Source organism: Streptomyces sp. 4F14 (genome assembly GCF_048159485.1).
GTDB lineage: Bacteria > Actinomycetota > Actinomycetes > Streptomycetales > Streptomycetaceae > Streptomyces.
In genome coordinates this window covers 1-17,095 of sequence record NZ_JBLRVY010000052.1, presented here as the reverse complement: position 1 = coordinate 17,095, position 17,095 = coordinate 1, and the positions used below count along the sequence as shown (strand labels likewise).

The following is a 17,095-nucleotide window of genomic DNA, read 5'->3' as shown; positions in this document are numbered from 1 at the left end:
CGCCCCCGTCCTTGCGGCCCCCGGACACATACCCCACATCTCGACAACTTCGTAACTGAGGCAACACGAAGTTCGGTTGGCCGCGAAAACCACAAAGACTACAGTGGTCGTCGAGTGTGCCGCACAGGCCACATGCCGTTCGGTGCCGGTGCGACCGCGAACGGGGAACGGGGAGGGAAGGCCACCATGCCTGCCGAGAGGCCACCGTGCCCGGGTACGCCCTCGAACTCTCACGCACCTGTCACACACCAGGCCCTCAGGGCAGTTCACGAAGGGAAATCCGCCAATGGTGGCTGGGCAGAAGCTCAATGACCAGCAAGTCATCGCGCTCGAGAAGGAAATGGTCGACCGGTACGAGTCGATCCGCGGCCAGCTGAGCCGTCTCCAGGGCACCCTGGACACCATGGAGGCCAACTGGCGCGGCATCGGCGCCAACGCCTTCAACAAGAAGCAGATCGAGATCAACGAGGGCGTCAAGAACATCGGCGCCCTGCTCACCTGGTTCCTGGAGAACATCAACGAGACGCGCAAGCTCTCCGGCAAGACGGACGACGCGGTCCACGCGTCCGTGCAGAGCATCGACGTCCAGTACGGCGCGTCGAAGTCCGCCCTCAGCAGCTACTGACCCCACCCCCCTGACACAGAGATGAGGAACCGGCATGGTTAACGTCCACGACGGCGAGATGGCGGTCAAGTACGGCGGCCTCGACGCGATCACCACCGAGCTGGGCGCCCAGGCGGCCAAGCTGGAGGAGGACCTCACCGCCCTCAAGTCCGCCGTCCTGCGCGCCGCAGCCGGCTGGGAGGGCGAGGCCGCGAACGCCTTCGGCCAGAAGATGAAGGAATGGGACACCAACGCGGCGAACATCCACGCGGCCCTGGTGAGCATCGGCCACAAGGTCTCGGACGCGAGCGGCGACTACCGGGGCAGCGACCTGAAGGCAGCGAGCTACTTCTAAGCAGCACCCCGGCAAGTTCCGGCACACAAGGGTGGGCACACACGGGAGGTGCCCACCCTTCGTGCGTCCTGCCTCGCGGCGAGGGCGATGACGGAACCACCGCACGCCCCACGCTCAAAGAACCATGCCGACGAACAAGCGGCCCCGGCGCCGGACCGAGTCCGACACCGGGGCCGCCCCCGAGGCTCAGTAAGCCCCCTCCGGCAACCACCCCACCTGAGCCAGCGGCTTCCCCCGCCGCCGGGACACGAACACCCCCCGCCCGGCGGGCATGGCCCGAGGCCGCACCCCCGCGAGCAGGTCCCCCTCCGTGGGGTCGCCCGCCAGCACCATCCCCTGAGCCCCGAGTTCCTTCATCCGCTGCATGAAGGGCTCGTAGGCGGCCCGCCCGGCCCCGGCGGTGGACCGGGCGATGATGAACCGCACGCCCACATCACGGGCGAAGGGCAGCAGCTCGGTCAGCCCGGCGAGCGGGTTCCCGCTGGACGTGGAGACCAGGTCGTAGTCGTCGATGACGACGTACACCGTGGGCCCCCGCCACCAACTGCGGTCGCGCAGCTGCTGGGCGGTCACGTCGGCGGTCGGCGTCCGCCGGGTCATCAGGTCGGCGAGCGCGGCCATGTGATGGTCCATGTTGTTGGACATCGGGATGTACTCGGCGAGATGCGAGGCGGGCGTGACGTCGAGGAGGGACCGCCGGTTGTCGACGACGAACAGCTTGCACTCGTCCCCGGTGTACCGCTGGGTGATCTGCTTGATGAGCAGCCGCAGCAGGTTGGACTTCCCGGACTCGCTCTCCCCGAAGACGAGGAAGAAGGGGTCCTGCTCGAAGTCGACGAAGACGGGTTCGAGGTTGTCCTCGTCGAGCGCGAAGGCGACCCCGCGCCGCGGGAACCGATCCCCGGCGGGCAGCTCCTTCGCGGGGAACTCCCGCGGCAGCAGCCGCACTTCGGGCGCGGGCGAGGCCCCCCAGTGCCGACCGACCTCGGTGGCCAGCGCCTGCGTGGCGTCGGAGAGCTCCGTGTCGGACGTCAGCCCGTCGATCCGCGGCACGGCCCCCATGAAGTGCAGCTTGCCCGGCGTCTGCCCCCGCCCCGGCACCCCGGTGGGCACGTTCGCGGCGACCTTCCGGTCCAGCTCGGAGTCCATCGTGTCGCCGAGCCGCAGTTCGAGCCGGTTCATGAGGTGGTCCTTGAGCGACGACCGCACCTCCATGGACCGCGACGCCGTGAGGATCACGTGGATGCCGTACCCGAGCCCGCGCGCCGCGATGTCCAGCACAACGGCATCCAGCGCCTCGTACTCCGTACGGAAGCTCCCCCACCCGTCGATGACGAGGAACACGTCCCCCCACGGCTGGTCGGCGACGGAGATGTCCCCGCGCGCCCGCCGGGTGCGGAAGTCGGCGATGGAGGGGATCCCGGCGGCGCGGAAGTACTCCTCGCGCCGGGTCAGCACCCCGTACACCTCGGCGACGGTCCGCCGTACCCGCTCGGGATCGAGCCGCGACGCGACGCCACCGACATGCGGCAGCCCCTCGACGGCCGACATGCCGCCACCGCCGAAGTCGAGGCCGTAGAACTGCACTTCGTGCGGCGTGTGGGTGAGCGCGAACGACGAGATGATCGCCCGCAGCAGCGTCGACTTCCCGGACTGCGGCCCGCCCACGATCTGCATGTGCCCGGCGGCCCCGGAGAAGTCGAGCCACAGCGGATCCCGCCGCTGCTCGAAGGGTTTGTCGACGAGCCCGACGGGTACGACGAGCCGTCCGGCCCCCTCGTACCCCGGCTGTGTGAGCCCCCGCCCCGGCACGGCCGTGAGCCCCGGCAGCAGCGAGTCCAGCGGCGGCGGAGAGTCCAGCGGCGGCAGCCACACCTGGTGCGCGGCGGGCCCCTGCGCCTCAAGACGGCGCACGATCACGTCGAGCACGGTGTCGGCGAGCGCGTCGTCCACCTCGGGCGCGGCCGCCGTCCGCCGCTGCGCCACCTGCACATAGCTGACCGGCACCTCGGCGGCGGTGAACAGCACGGGCCGCCGGTCGACGAGCATCGGCCCCCCGGCGACGGCCGCCCGCTGCGGCCCGGACCGGTACACCCCGGACACGTACGCCGCCTTGAACCGCAGCATTTCGTCGGTACCGAACTTCAGGAACCCGGACCCGGGCACGTTCGGCAGCTCGTACGCGTCGGGCACCCCGAGCGCGGCCCGCGACTCGGCGGCGGAGAAGGTCCGCAGCCCGATCCGGTACGACAGATACGTGTCCAGCCCGCGCAGCCGCCCTTCCTCCAGGCGCTGCGAGGCCAGCAGCAGATGCACGCCGAGCGAGCGGCCGATGCGCCCGATCTGCACGAACATCTCGATGAAGTCCGGCTTCGCGGAGAGCAGTTCGCTGAACTCGTCGATCACCAGGACGAGCGTGGGGATCGGCTGGAGCGCGGCGCCTGCCGCCCGCGCCTTCTCGTAGTCGTGGATGTTGGCGTAGTTGCCCGCGTCGCGCAGCATCTCCTGCCGGCGGTTCAGCTCCCCGCTGATGGAGTCCCGCATGCGGTCGACGAGCGTGAGGTCGTCGGCGAGGTTGGTGATGACGGCCGCGACGTGCGGCATCTGCGCCATCCCGGCGAAGGTCGCCCCGCCCTTGAAGTCGGCGAGGACGAAGTTCAGGGTCTCCGAGGAGTGCGTGACGGCGAGCCCGAGGACCAGCGTGCGCAGCAGCTCCGACTTGCCGGACCCGGTGGCGCCGACGCACAGCCCGTGCGGGCCCATGCCCTCCTGCGCGGCCTCCTTCAGGTCGAGCATGACGGGCCGCCCGTCCTCGCCGACCCCGATCGGCACCCGCAGCCGCTCGGCGAGCGAGCGCGCACGCCAGGTCCGCTTGGTGTCGACGGAGGCCGCGTCGCCGAGGTTCAGCAGGTCGGTGAACTCCAGGTTGGCGAGCAGCGGCTCGTCGTCGTCCCCGCCGGACGCCATCCGCAGCGGCGCGAGCTGCCGGGCGAGCGCCTCGGCGGACTCCTGCGACAGCGCGTCGGGCGTCCCCTCGTACACCAGCCCGCCAGGCCCTGACTCCAGCCGCAGCGTGTCCGGCCGTACGACGATGTCCAGCTCGCCGCCGGTCCCGGTCAGCTCCCCGGCGACGACCTCGACGACCGTCACCCCCTGGAGCCCCTCGGGGCTCGCGAGGACGGAGCCGGGCGGCAGGGAGACGCCGTCGAGGACGACGACCAGGTGGGGGAGGTCGGGCAGCGGAGCCGCGTTCGGGTGGAAGCGCGGCCGGCCCGTCAGGCGGTCGCCGAGCAGGTCCTCCAGCTCGGTCACGTCCGTGCCGATGAGCCGGCGGCTGCCCGCGCCGTCCACCGCGCCGGGCGCCTGCGTGTGGGGCAGCCACTTGGCCCACTCCCACTGCGCCAGCTCCTCGCGGCCCGCCGCGACGACGAGGACCAGGTCCTCGGGGGAGTGCAGCGCGGCCAGCGAACCGGCCATCGCGCGCGCGGAGGACCGTACGCAGCGCGGGTCGCCGCTGACGGTGACGTGGTAGAAGGCGCGCAGGGACACCGCCATCGGCAGGTCCTCCAGCGTGCTGTGCACGGCGATGAACCGCTGCAGGGCACCCGCGGTGAGCGGCTCCAGCTGCTCGACGGGCGCGGTCTCGGGCGCCACCAGCGCCGTCGACAGCCCCTGCGCGCCGAGCCCGACCCGCACCTGCGCGAAGTCCTCGTCACCGGGGCGCCGCTCCCACACCCGGCTGCCCTCGGCGACCAGCGCCCACAGCTGCTCGGGGGAGGGGTTCAGGAAGTACTGGGCGTCCCGCTGCGCCTTCGCGGTGCCCTGCGCCGCGCGCCGGGTCTGCGACAGGTAGCTCAGGTAGTCGCGGCGCATGTCCGCGAGCTGCCCCTGCGAGCCGCGCCGGAAGCGCACCACCATCGCCACCGACATGGCGATCGTCGAGGCGATCATGACCATGCCCATGATCCTCATGAACGGCTGGGCGCTCGTGAAGAAGAAGACCACCGAACCGCCCATGCCGAGCGTCGGCAGCAACTGCATCAGCACGCTCTCCTGCGGCCCGCGTGGCAGCTCCGGCGGCGGCTGAAGCACGACCTCCTGCGTGGGCACCTCGGACGGCAGCACCCGGGGCGGGCGCCGTACGACGATGTGGCTCACTGCTCCCCCAAGAATCACTGGCCGGCCTGCGTCGGGCCGCCGCGCGATCCTACTGACCTCGCCCGTGACGGGAGGGCGGTAGGGTGCCGGATGTTCGCGTGAGCACACACGAACCGGGGCCGGAGAAACCGCGTTTTCCCGGCAATCCGGGCGGCGTACGGCCCTGTGGACCGCGCGAACGCACATGTGCGGCCGCATTCCGCGCCACCGCGCGAAACCGGGCGCGGAACCTTCACAGCACAGGCGCGCAATCATCACCGAGGGGGATCAGCAGGTGAGCATCACGGCACCCGGCGCGACAGGAGCCGGCACGGGCACGGGGCTCGGCTACTGCCGTGTCACGATCGTCGCCCCCGACAGCCGCATCGACGTCGCCCTGCCCGACGACGTCCCCGTCGCCGACCTCTACCCCGAGGTCCTGCGCCTGGCTCAGCAGAGCCCCGCCGAGGGCGCCCCCGTCGGCTACCACCTCGTACGCCGCGACGGCACCGTCCTCGACAGCTCCCGCTCCTTCGCCGCCCAGCGCCTCCTCGACGGCGAACTCCTCACCTTGCGCCCCTTCGCCGAGTCGCTGCCCCCGGCCGTGTTCGACGACGTCTCCGAAGCCGTCGCCTCCGCCGTCACCAGCGAACGCACCCTGTGGGACGGCGACCTCACCCGCGCCGCCGGACTCGCCGGCGCCGGCGTCCTGTCCGCGCTGCTCGCCTTCGTCGCCTGGTCCGGGGACCCCCGCCACGACATGCACGGCCTGGCCGGCATCCTCGCCGGCGTCGCCGGGCTCCTCCTGCTCGTCCTCGCCTGCGTCCGCGCCCGCGTCTACGACGACCGCGCCTCGGCGATCGCGCTCGGCCTCGGCGCCCTGCCCAACCTCGGCGTCGCCGGCTCCGGACTCCTCCCGCTCACCGGCGGCGAGGGCATCGGCAAACTCCAGTTCCTGCTGGCCTGCGCGGCCGTCCTGCTCGCCGCGGTCGTCCTCACCGTCTGCTCGCCCGGCGGCGACGGCCCCTTCGTCGCCTTCGTCCTCGCCTCGGCCATCGGCCTGCTCGCCGTGTTCGCGGCCCTCCTCGCCGAGGACTGGACGCCGTCCGAGACCGCCGCCCTGTGCGCGCCCGTCGCCGTCGTCGGCCTCGCCTTCCTGCCCGGCCTGTCCATGCGCTTCGCCCGCCTGCCGATCGGCTTCGACGCCCCGAGCAGCGCCGCCCGCAGCCGCTACGACACCGAGGCGCCCGCACCCGAACCCGTCGACGCCGAACGCGTCGCCGCCCGCGCCCGCCGCGGCCACGAACTCCTCGTCGGCCTCGTCGGCGGCTGCGCGGCCGTCGCCGTCGGCTCCGCCGCCGTCCTCGGCTTCTCCTCCGACCTCTGGGCCCAGCTCCTCGCCCTCGCCACCGGCGTCGCCCTCCTGATGCGCGCCCACCTCTTCCGCTACACCGCCCAGGTCGCCCCGGTCGTCGCCGCCGGCCTCGCGTCCCTCGTCCTGCTCGGCATCGGTCTCGCCCTCAACCCCCCGGAGTCCGTCCGGCGCTCCGCCCTGAACGGCGACCTCTCCGGCTTCGAGGTCCGCACGATCTGGCTCGTCGCGGCGGTCGGCGTCGCCATCGCCCTCGTCACCGCGGTCGGCCTCCTCGTCTCCCGCGGCGGCCTCACCCCGTTCTGGGGCCGCTTCCTGGAGATCGCCGAGGGCTTCGTCCTGCTGACCCTGGTCCCGCTCGCGCTCGCGGTCTTCGACGTGTACGCGAGGGTCCGCGCACTGACGAGCTGAACGCATGAGAGAGGGGGCCGGTACGAACCCGTACCGGCCCCCTTACTCCTACGGCTTCAGCCCTCCTGCGCGGCCAGCCCGCCGTTCTGCTCGGTCGGCTCCAGGTCGAACTCCCCGTCCCGGGCCCCCAGCACGAACGCCGTCCACTCGGCCTCCGTGTACCGCAGCACCGTGTCGTGGTCGAGGGACGACCGCATCGCGACGGCGCCGTCCGGCAGGTACGCGATCTCCACGCGCTCCTCGTGCTCCTCGGTGCCCGGCGCGCTGTGCCACTCGACGCCGGAGATGTCGAGGGCGTACAACTCGTCCCGCTCCCGGTCCTTGCGGGCCTTGCGTTCCTCTTCGGTCTCGGCCATGGCGGCTCGGGTCCTCTCCTTCGGTCCAACGGGCGTCACGGACACCCTACTTGCGGTGAATCCCCCTGGTAGAAGGTTCCTCCAGGTCAGGCGCCCCAGGGAAATCCGGACGGGGCAAGGCCCGTACCCTGGTAACCTTGCCCTCGGCCGTCGCGTGCACGCACCCTCACCGGTGCCCCCGGCGGACCCGCCCAGGCGAGTAACCGAAGCTCCCCCGAGATTCCGACCGGGGGCACTCGCGGGCACCACTCAGTATTGAGGAGTACAGCGTGTCGCTCGACGCCGCAGTGAAGAAGCAGATCATCTCCGAGTTCGGTACCAAGGAGGGCGACACCGGCTCCCCCGAGGTCCAGGTCGCGCTGCTCTCCCGTCGGATCTCCGACCTGACGGAGCACCTCAAGACCCACAAGCACGACCACCACTCCCGCCGTGGCCTGCTGATCCTCGTCGGTCAGCGCCGCCGCCTTCTCCAGTACCTGGCGAAGAAGGACATCCAGCGCTTCCGTACGCTGGTCGACCGCCTCGGCATCCGCCGCGGTGCGGCCGGTGGCGCGAAGTAGGACGTCGCACTGGGGAGCGGTTCCCGTGAACATCGGGAGCCGCTCCTTTTGCTGTACGTAGAGACGGAAACGTGCGGAGTGTCACCACCCCTTTGTAGTGTGGTAGCACAACGCAGCACATACGAGGAGAAGCGCACCCTCGACGCCGCCGGTCCTCGGTAGTGGCCCCCGGGTACACGACCCGGAGGCTTCGATCGAAGACCGGCCCGCACGGCGCGCTTCTCCGCCCGTCCCCCTGTCACACGGACAGCCGGGGACAAAAGACGAAAAACAGACGAGTAAATGGAGAAAACGCTAGTGGAGAACGAGACCCACTACGCCGAGGCCGTCATCGACAACGGCGCCTTCGGCACCCGCACCATCCGCTTCGAGACCGGCCGCCTCGCCAAGCAGGCCGCCGGCTCCGCGGTGGCGTACCTGGACGACGACACCATGGTGCTGTCGGCCACCACCGCCTCCAAGAACCCCAAGGACCAGCTCGACTTCTTCCCCCTCACGGTGGACGTCGAGGAGCGGATGTACGCCGCCGGCAAGATCCCCGGCAGCTTCTTCCGCCGCGAGGGCCGCCCCTCCGAGGACGCCATCCTCACCTGCCGCCTGATCGACCGCCCGCTGCGCCCGTCCTTCAAGAAGGGCCTGCGCAACGAGATCCAGGTCGTCGCGACGATCATGGCCCTCAACCCCGACCACCTGTACGACGTCGTGGCGATCAACGCCGCCTCCGCGTCCACGCAGCTCGCCGGTCTCCCCTTCTCCGGCCCGATCGGCGGCGTCCGCGTCGCGCTGATCCGCGGCCAGTGGGTCGCGTTCCCGACGCACACCGAGCTTGAGGACGCCGTCTTCGACATGGTCGTCGCGGGCCGCACCCTGGAGGACGGCGACGTCGCGATCATGATGGTCGAGGCCGAGGCCACCGAGAAGACCATCCAGCTGGTCAAGGGCGGTGTCGAGGCCCCCACCGAGGAGGTCGTCGCGGCCGGCCTCGAAGCCTCGAAGCCGTTCATCAAGGTCCTGTGCAAGGCGCAGGCCGACCTCGCCGCCAAGGCCGCCAAGCCGACCGGCGAGTTCCCGATCTTCCTGGACTACCAGGACGACGTCCTGGAGGCGCTCTCCGCCGCCGTCCGCTCCGAGCTCGCCGCCGCGCTCACCATCGCCGGCAAGCAGGAGCGCGAAGCCGAGCTGGACCGCGTCAAGGGCCTCGCCGCCGAGAAGCTGCTCCCGCAGTTCGAGGGCCGCGAGAAGGAGATCTCCGCCGCCTACCGCTCCCTGACCAAGCAGCTCGTCCGCGAGCGCGTGATCAAGGACAAGAAGCGCATCGACGGCCGTGGCCTCACGGACATCCGTACGCTGGCCGCCGAGGTCGAGGCCATCCCGCGCGTGCACGGCTCCGCGGTGTTCGAGCGTGGCGAGACCCAGATCCTGGGCGTCACCACCCTCAACATGCTCCGCATGGAGCAGCAGCTGGACACCCTCTCCCCGGTGACCCGCAAGCGCTACATGCACAACTACAACTTCCCGCCGTACTCCACCGGCGAGACCGGCCGTGTCGGCTCCCCCAAGCGCCGCGAGATCGGCCACGGCGCCCTCGCCGAGCGCGCCCTCGTCCCGGTCCTGCCGACCCGCGAGGAGTTCCCCTACGCGATCCGCCAGGTCTCCGAGGCGCTCAGCTCCAACGGCTCGACGTCCATGGGCTCGGTCTGCGCGTCCACGATGTCCCTGCTGAACGCCGGTGTGCCCCTCAAGGCCCCGGTCGCCGGCATCGCCATGGGCCTCATCTCCCAGGACATCGACGGCGAGACGCACTACGTCACCCTCACCGACATCCTCGGTGCGGAGGACGCCTTCGGCGACATGGACTTCAAGGTCGCCGGCACCAAGGAGTTCGTGACGGCCCTCCAACTCGACACGAAGCTCGACGGCATCCCCGCCTCCGTCCTGGCCGCCGCCCTCAAGCAGGCCCGTGACGCCCGCCTCCACATCCTCGACGTGATGATGGAAGCGATCGACACGCCGGACGAGATGTCCCCCAACGCCCCGCGGATCATCACCGTCAAGATCCCCGTGGACAAGATCGGCGAGGTCATCGGCCCGAAGGGCAAGATGATCAACCAGATCCAGGAGGACACCGGCGCCGAGATCACGATCGAGGACGACGGCACCATCTACATCGGTGCCTCCGACGGCCCGGCCGCCGAGGCCGCCCGCACCACGATCAACTCGATCGCCAACCCGACCATGCCGGAGGTCGGCGAGCGCTACCTGGGCACGGTCGTCAAGACGACCACCTTCGGCGCGTTCGTCTCCCTGCTCCCCGGCAAGGACGGCCTGCTGCACATCTCGCAGATCCGCAAGCTCGCCGGCGGCAAGCGCGTGGAGAACGTCGAGGACGTCCTCGGCGTCGGCGCCAAGGTCCAGGTCGAGATCGCCGAGATCGACTCCCGCGGCAAGCTCTCCCTCATCCCCGTGATCGAGGGCGAAGACGCCTCCGAAGACACGAAGGACGACACCGACAAGTGACGTCGAGCAGTTCAGCGACGACGGCCCGCGCCTCCTCGAAGGCGCGGGCCGTCGCCCGTACCCAAACCCTGATCACCGGGGAGAACGGCATCGGCACGGTCCGCAAGACCACCCTCCCGGGCGGCCTGCGCATCGTCACCGAGACCCTCCCCTCGGTCCGCTCCGCGACCTTCGGCATCTGGGCGCACGTCGGCTCCCGCGACGAGACCCCGGCCCTGAACGGCGCCACGCACTACCTCGAACACCTCCTCTTCAAGGGCACGACGACGCGCAGCGCCCTCGACATCTCCGCCGCGCTCGACGCGGTCGGCGGCGAGATGAACGCGTTCACGGCGAAGGAGTACACGTGCTACTACGCACGCGTGCTCGACACCGACCTCCCCCTCGCCATCGACGTCGTCTGCGACATGCTGACCGGCTCCCTGATCCGTGAGGAGGACGTCGACGTCGAACGCGGCGCCATCCTCGAAGAGATCGCGATGACCGAGGACGACCCCGGCGACTGCGTCCACGACCTCTTCGCCCACACGATGTTCGGCGACACCCCCCTCGGCCGCCCCGTCCTCGGCACGGTCGACACGGTCAACGCCCTCACCGCCGACCGCATCCGCCGCTTCTACAAGAAGCACTACGACCCCACCCACCTGGTCGTCGCCGCCGCCGGCAACATCGACCACGACAAGGTCGTACGGCAGGTCCGCTCGGCCTTCGAGAAGGCGGGCGCCCTCAGGAACCCGGACGCCACGCCGATCGACCCGCGGGACGGGAAGCGCACGATCCGCACCGCCGGACGCGTCGAACTGGTCGGCCGCAAGACCGAGCAGGCCCACATCGTCCTCGGCATGCCGGGCCTCGCCCGCACCGACGACCGCCGCTGGGCGCTCGGCGTCCTCAACACGGCCCTCGGCGGCGGCATGTCCTCGCGCCTCTTCCAGGAGGTCCGCGAGAAGCGGGGCCTTGCGTACAGCGTCTACTCGTACACCTCCGGGTTCGCCGACTGCGGACTGTTCGGCGTGTACGCGGGCTGCCGGCCCTCGCAGGTCCACGACGTCCTGAAGATCTGCCGCGACGAGCTCGACCTGGTCGCGCGCGACGGTCTCACGGACGACGAGATCACCCGCGCGATCGGCCAGCTCCGCGGCTCCACCGTCCTCGGCCTGGAGGACACCGGCGCGCTGATGAACCGTATCGGCAAGAGCGAGCTGTGCTGGGGCGACCAGATGTCCGTCGACGACATGCTGAACCGCATCGCGTCGGTCACCCCGGACGACGTCCGCGCGGTCGCCCGCGACATCCTGGGACAGCGCCCGTCGCTGTCGGTCATCGGCCCGCTGAAGGACAAACAGGCGGCCCGTCTGCACGACGCCGTCGCATAACCCTCCCGGCTGAAGGAAGCAAGAACATGAGCAAGCTGCGCGTGGCGGTCCTCGGCTCCGGTGGCCGCATCGGCTCCGAGGCCGTCAAGGCCGTCGAGGCCGCCGACGACATGGAGCTGGTGGCCACCCTCGCCCGCGGCGACAAGCTGGAGACGCTGGCCGAGACCGGCGCCCAGGTCGCCGTCGAACTCACCACCCCCGCCTCGGTGATGGGCAACCTCGACTTCTGCGTCCGGCACGGCATCCACGCCGTCGTCGGTACGACGGGCTGGACCGACGACCGCCTCGCACAGCTCGGCACCTGGCTCGCCCAGTCCCCGCAGACCGGTGTCCTGATCGCCCCGAACTTCTCCATCGGCGCGGTCCTCACCATGAAGTTCGCCCAGCTCGCGGCGCCGTACTTCGAGTCGGTGGAGGTGATCGAGCTTCACCACCCGAACAAGGTCGACGCTCCCTCCGGCACCGCCGCCCGCACGGCCCAGCTCATCGCCGAGGCCCGCGCCCAGGCGGGTACGGCCCCGGCGCCCGACGCCACGGTGACGGCCCTGGACGGCGCGCGCGGCGCCAGCGTCGACGGCGTACCCGTCCACTCGGTGCGGCTGCGCGGCCTGCTCGCGCACCAGGAGGTCCTGCTCGGCGGTGAGGGGGAGACCCTGACGGTCCGCCACGACTCCCTCCACCACAGCAGCTTCATGCCGGGCATCCTGCTGGGCGCCCGCCGGGTGGTGTCGACACCGGGCCTCACCTTCGGCCTGGAGCACTTCCTGGACCTCGGCTGACATGCGCGCCAAACTCTCCTACGCCGTCACGGCCGCCGTCCTGCTCTTCTACTTCGCGCTGGTCGGCAGCCGTGGCGTCATGCTCATCCAGACCGGCACCCTCCTGACGGTCACCTTCGGCGTGGCCGTGCTGATCCTGCCGGTCATCGGCGTCTGGTTCCTGTGGAAGAACACCCAGTTCGTCCGCAAGGCCAACGCCCTGGCGGCGAAACTGGAGGCGGAGGGCGGCCTCCCGGTCGACGAACTCAAGCGCACCCCGTCCGGCCGTATCGACCGCGACTCCGCGGACGAGGTCTTCGAGAAACGCAAGGCGGAGACCGAGGCGGCGCCGCAGGACTGGCGTACGTGGTTCCGCCTGGCGGTGGCGTACCACGACGCGCGCGACACCCCGAGGGCGAGGAAGGCGATGCAGCGGGCGATAGCCCTGCACGACGCGGCGTGACTAGCGGTTCTCCGCCGCCCACGCCTCCACCGTGTCCGCGGCCCGCTCGAACGCCTCCGGACGCGCCAGGAAGTCGGCGTTGTGGCTGGTCAGCAACACCGTCTCGGCCTCGCCCCCCTGCCGCGACAACACCAGTGCCTGCCCCTGAACGGTCCGCGGCACTCCCAGCCACCGCACCGGCTGCTGCACGGTCCGCACCTCGCTCACGTCACTCCACGCGACGGTCCGGGTGACGAGGAACCCGACGTGCCGCAGCCCCCGCGCGCTCACCCACACCCCCATCCGCAGCAGCCTCAGCGCGCACAGCACGACGACCGCGGCGGTGGCGAACACCGCGCCGGCCTCGGACACGGACCCGGTGAGCGCGATGAGCACCGCCGAGAACAGCACGAACGACGCGACGAGCAGCCACACCGCGGCCACCCCGACCCGCCAGGGCCCGGGACGGTAGGGCCGCCGCCACCGCTCCCGGTCGACGAAGGGCAGCGGCTCCTCGACCAGGTCGTAGGTGCGGTCGGCCGTCAGGAAGGGCAGGGGCACGACTGGTCCTCACTCGCTGTGCACAGGGGGCTGTGCCGGTGAGGCTATCCGCAGCGCTCCCCGCCCACCACCATCGGCCCGCGCGCGTCACTCCCCCTGGGACACCTCGGACGCCTGCGACTGCTGCGCGGGGGCGGAGTGATCGAGCGTCAGCGCCGGCATCCCGATGACGAGCGACCCCACGAGAGCGGCGACGATCGTGACCCCCAGCAGCCAGCGCCCGGCCACCTCGCTCACGGACGCGCGACGCCTGGGCGGGGGAGTGACATCGCTGCGGAAGCGCTCGGCCTCGGCGACGAAGGCGAACGGTACGGACTCACTCCGGCGGACCATGGTGGTACGGCTCCTTCCTGGTTCGGGACGGAACTCCCGTCATCAAGTAGGACGCGTGGGACGCCCGAAAGGTGCCCTCTTGACGCACGCGGGCACAGATGTGCGGATCAGCCGAGCGAAGTGTCCGTATTGCGGCATTTAGCGAAGTTCATCTAGCCTGATCAAACGGACCCGGCACTGCTTGAACCCCCGAGCAGGCAGTGCCGGGCTCCACCTTTGTCATGACTTTTCCCCGGACCGAGGGCAGACCACGCGATGTACACCGAGTAGCGTGTAACCCATGGCTCCGACCTCCACTCCGCAGACCCCCTTCGGGAGGGTCCTCACCGCCATGGTCACGCCCTTCGCGGCGGACGGCGCGATCGACCTCGACGGCGCGCAGCGACTCGCGACCCACCTGGTGGACGCCGGCAACGACGGCCTGGTCGTCAACGGCACCACCGGCGAGTCCCCGACCACGTCGGACGCGGAGAAATCGGAGCTGGTACGAGTCGTCCTGGAGGCCGTCGGAGACCGCGCCCACGTCATCGCCGGCGTCGGCACCAACGACACCCACCACAGCGCCGAACTGGCCCGGGCCGCCGAGAAGACCGGCGCCCACGGCCTCCTCGTCGTCACCCCGTACTACAACAAGCCCCCGCAGGAGGGCCTCTACCGCCACTTCACCACCGTGGCGGACACGACCGGCCTGCCGGTCATGCTCTACGACATCCCCGGCCGCAGCGGCGTCCCCATCAGCACGGACACCCTGGTCAGACTCGCCGAGCACCCCCGGATCGTCGCCAACAAGGACGCCAAGGGCGACCTCGCCGCCGCGAGCTGGGCCATCGCCCGCTCCGGCCTCGCCTGGTACTCCGGCGACGACATGCTCAACCTCCCCCTGCTCTCCGTGGGCGCCGTCGGCTTCGTCTCCGTCGTCGGCCACCTCGTCACCCCCGAACTGCGCGCGCTCGTCGACGCGTACACCGCGGGCGACGTCCAGAAGGCGGCCGAGATCCACCACCGCCTGCTCCCCGTCTTCACGGGGGTCTTCCGCACCCAGGGCGTCATGACCACGAAGGCCGCGCTCGCCCTCCAGGGCCTGCCCGCCGGAGGTCTGCGCCCGCCCATGGTCGAGTGCTCGCCCGAAGAGATCGCCCAGCTCAAGATCGATCTTGCCGCGGGCGGGGTACAGCTCTGACAACGGACTTCACAACTGAATCCTCATAACCGAACAGAAAACGGAACGGGCCACGAGAGCCCACCGTCATCCCCGAAAACCGCGAAAGCACGAACGTCACACGCGCCACGTGCCCCTGGCACGTGGCGTGTCGTGGTGAGGAGAGTCTTTTGAGTCATCCGCATCCCGAACTGGGCTCGCCCCCGCCGCTCGCGAAGGGCGGCCTGCGCGTCACCCCGCTGGGCGGCCTCGGCGAGATCGGCCGGAACATGACCGTCTTCGAGTACGGCGGCCGACTGCTGATCGTCGACTGCGGAGTGCTCTTCCCCGAGGAGGAGCAGCCCGGGATCGACCTGATCCTGCCGGACTTCTCGTCCATCAGGGACCGCCTCGACGACATCGAGGGCATCGTCCTGACGCATGGCCACGAGGACCACATCGGCGGCGTCCCCTTCCTCCTGCGGGAGAAGCCGGACATCCCGCTGATCGGCTCCAAGCTGACCCTCGCCCTCATCGAGGCCAAGCTCCAGGAGCACCGCATCCGCCCGTACACCCTTGAGGTGGCCGAGGGGAACCGCGAACGCATCGGCCCCTTCGACTGCGAGTTCGTCGCCGTCAACCACTCCATCCCGGACGCGCTGGCCGTCGCCATCCGCACCCCGGCGGGCATGGTCGTCCACACCGGCGACTTCAAGATGGACCAGCTCCCGCTGGACGGCCGCCTCACCGACCTGCACGCCTTCGCGCGGCTCAGCGAGGAGGGCATCGACCTGCTCCTCGCCGACTCCACGAACGCCGAGGTGCCGGGCTTCGTCCCGCCCGAGAAGGACATCTCCAACGTCCTGCGCCAGGTCTTCGCGAACGCCGGCAAGCGGATCATCGTGGCGAGCTTCGCCAGCCACGTCCACCGCATCCAGCAGATCCTGGACGCGGCCCACGAGTACGGCCGCCGGGTCGCCTTCGTCGGCCGCTCGATGGTCCGCAACATGGGCATCGCCCGCGACCTCGGCTACCTGAAGGTCCCCCCGGGCCTGGTCGTCGACGTCAAGACCCTCGACGACCTGCCGGACCACCAGGTGGTCCTGGTCTGCACGGGCTCCCAGGGCGAACCGATGGCCGCCCTCTCCCGGATGGCCAACCGCGACCACCAGATCCGCATCGTCGACGGCGACACGGTCATCCTGGCCTCGTCGCTCATCCCCGGCAACGAGAACGCGGTCTACCGCGTGATCAACGGCCTGACCCGCTGGGGCGCCAACGTCGTCCACAAGGGCAACGCCAAGGTCCACGTCTCGGGCCACGCCTCGGCCGGCGAGCTGCTGTACTTCTACAACATCTGCCGCCCGAAGAACCTGATGCCGGTCCACGGCGAATGGCGCCACCTGCGCGCCAACGCGGAACTGGGCGCCATGACCGGCGTCCCCCACGACCGCATCGTCATCGCCGAGGACGGCGTCGCCGTCGACCTCATCGAGGGCAAGGCCAAGATCTCCGGCAAGGTCCAGGCGGGATACGTCTACGTCGACGGCCTCTCCGTCGGCGGGGTCGGCGAACCGGCGCTGAAGGACCGCAAGATCCTCGGCGACGAGGGCATCATCTCTGTCTTCGTGGTCGTCGACGCGTCCACCGGCAAGATCACCGCCGGTCCGCACATCCAGGCACGGGGCTCCGGCATCGACGACTCGGCGTTCGACGGGGTCCTCCCGAAGATCAACGAGGTCCTGGAGCGCTCGGCCCAGGACGGGGTGGTCGAACCCCACCAACTCCAGCAGCTCATCCGCCGGACGCTGGGCAAGTGGGTCTCCGACAACTACCGGCGCAGGCCCATGATCCTTCCGGTCGTGGTCGAGGTCTGAGGACCGAACTGGGAGCGGGGCACCTCGATTTGCATCGGGGCGCCCCGCTCCAGTACGTTTACGACTCCGCCTCGCAGGGAACCCGCCTGGGTCCCGAGGGGGTGGGAAATCCGGCTCAGAACTTCTGATAAAGTCGGAACCGCCGGAAAGGGAAACGCGAAAGCGAAAACCTGGAAAGCGCCGAGGAAATCGGATCGGAAAAAGATCTGATAGAGTCGGAGACGCAAGACCGAAGGGAAAAGCCCGGAGGAAAGCCCGAGAGGGTGAGTACAAAGGAAGCGTCCGTTCCTTGAGAACT

14 protein-coding genes are annotated in these 17,095 nt (G+C 70.3%); 10 read left to right on the top strand and 4 right to left on the bottom strand.

All coding sequences use genetic code 11. The features are described from left to right. Nucleotides 1-286: 286 nt before the first annotated feature. Both ACLZOT_RS48325 and ACLZOT_RS48320 read left to right on the top strand, forming a co-directional pair. Nucleotides 287-625, top strand: coding sequence for a WXG100 family type VII secretion target (locus tag ACLZOT_RS48325; RefSeq protein ID WP_416975687.1), 339 nt, complete (start codon nt 287-289; stop codon nt 623-625). Nucleotides 626-659: 34 nt separating this feature from the next. Beyond that, the gene (locus tag ACLZOT_RS48320) at nt 660-959 is read left to right on the top strand and encodes a WXG100 family type VII secretion target (protein ID WP_319735344.1); all 300 of its coding nucleotides are present in this window, start codon (nt 660-662) and stop codon (nt 957-959) included. A gap of 186 nt (nt 960-1,145) precedes the next feature. Here ACLZOT_RS48320 and eccCa read toward each other — a convergent pair whose 3' ends face one another. Continuing rightward, the gene (gene eccCa / locus ACLZOT_RS48315; protein WP_416975686.1) at nt 1,146-5,117 is read right to left on the bottom strand and encodes a type VII secretion protein EccCa; all 3,972 of its coding nucleotides are present in this window, start codon (nt 5,115-5,117) and stop codon (nt 1,146-1,148) included. Between the two features lie 274 nt (nt 5,118-5,391). Here eccCa and eccD point away from each other — a divergent pair, with 274 nt between their 5' ends. Further along, nucleotides 5,392-6,879, top strand: coding sequence for a type VII secretion integral membrane protein EccD (gene eccD, locus ACLZOT_RS48310; RefSeq protein WP_416975685.1), 1,488 nt, complete (start codon nt 5,392-5,394; stop codon nt 6,877-6,879). 56 nt (nt 6,880-6,935) lie between these two features. Here eccD and ACLZOT_RS48305 read toward each other — a convergent pair whose 3' ends face one another. Then, nucleotides 6,936-7,235, bottom strand: coding sequence for a DUF397 domain-containing protein (locus ACLZOT_RS48305; RefSeq protein ID WP_050369391.1), 300 nt, complete (start codon nt 7,233-7,235; stop codon nt 6,936-6,938). Between the two features lie 269 nt (nt 7,236-7,504). Here ACLZOT_RS48305 and rpsO point away from each other — a divergent pair, with 269 nt between their 5' ends. From rpsO to ACLZOT_RS48280, 5 genes are all read left to right on the top strand, one after another. Further along, a complete protein-coding gene (gene rpsO, locus ACLZOT_RS48300; protein WP_187746869.1) occupies nt 7,505-7,795 on the top strand; it encodes a 30S ribosomal protein S15 in 291 nt (96 codons plus the stop codon). 297 nt (nt 7,796-8,092) lie between these two features. After that, nucleotides 8,093-10,312: a polyribonucleotide nucleotidyltransferase gene (locus ACLZOT_RS48295; RefSeq protein ID WP_416975714.1), complete on the top strand. Its 2,220-nt coding sequence runs from the start codon at nt 8,093-8,095 to the stop codon at nt 10,310-10,312. Further along, entirely contained in the window at nt 10,309-11,688 is a 1,380-nt protein-coding gene (locus ACLZOT_RS48290; protein WP_416975684.1) for a M16 family metallopeptidase, read from the top strand. The genes ACLZOT_RS48295 and ACLZOT_RS48290 overlap by 4 nt, the downstream gene beginning before the upstream one ends. A 26-nt stretch (nt 11,689-11,714) precedes the next feature. Further along, on the top strand, nt 11,715-12,467 hold the full coding sequence (gene dapB, locus ACLZOT_RS48285) for a 4-hydroxy-tetrahydrodipicolinate reductase (protein ID WP_416975683.1): 753 nt from the start codon (nt 11,715-11,717) through the stop codon (nt 12,465-12,467). A 1-nt stretch (nt 12,468) separates the two neighbouring features. After that, nucleotides 12,469-12,909, top strand: a complete 441-nt coding sequence (locus ACLZOT_RS48280) for a hypothetical protein (protein WP_416975682.1) — start codon at nt 12,469-12,471, stop codon at nt 12,907-12,909. Here the strand turns inward: ACLZOT_RS48280 and ACLZOT_RS48275 are convergent, their stop codons facing one another. Together ACLZOT_RS48275 and ACLZOT_RS48270 are read right to left on the bottom strand one after the other, a co-directional pair. Then, nucleotides 12,910-13,449, bottom strand: a complete 540-nt coding sequence (locus ACLZOT_RS48275) for a hypothetical protein (protein WP_416975681.1) — start codon at nt 13,447-13,449, stop codon at nt 12,910-12,912. An 87-nt stretch (nt 13,450-13,536) separates the two neighbouring features. Beyond that, nucleotides 13,537-13,782 carry a hypothetical protein gene (locus tag ACLZOT_RS48270; RefSeq protein ID WP_416975680.1) on the bottom strand — a complete coding sequence of 82 codons (246 nt, stop codon included), beginning with the start codon at nt 13,780-13,782 and terminating at the stop codon, nt 13,537-13,539. A gap of 280 nt (nt 13,783-14,062) precedes the next feature. Here ACLZOT_RS48270 and dapA point away from each other — a divergent pair, with 280 nt between their 5' ends. Further along, on the top strand, nt 14,063-14,962 hold the full coding sequence (gene dapA / locus ACLZOT_RS48265; protein ID WP_416975679.1) for a 4-hydroxy-tetrahydrodipicolinate synthase: 900 nt from the start codon (nt 14,063-14,065) through the stop codon (nt 14,960-14,962). A gap of 149 nt (nt 14,963-15,111) precedes the next feature. Beyond that, a complete protein-coding gene (locus ACLZOT_RS48260; RefSeq protein ID WP_416975678.1) occupies nt 15,112-16,797 on the top strand; it encodes a ribonuclease J in 1,686 nt (561 codons plus the stop codon). The last annotated feature ends 298 nt before the right edge of the window (nt 16,798-17,095 follow it).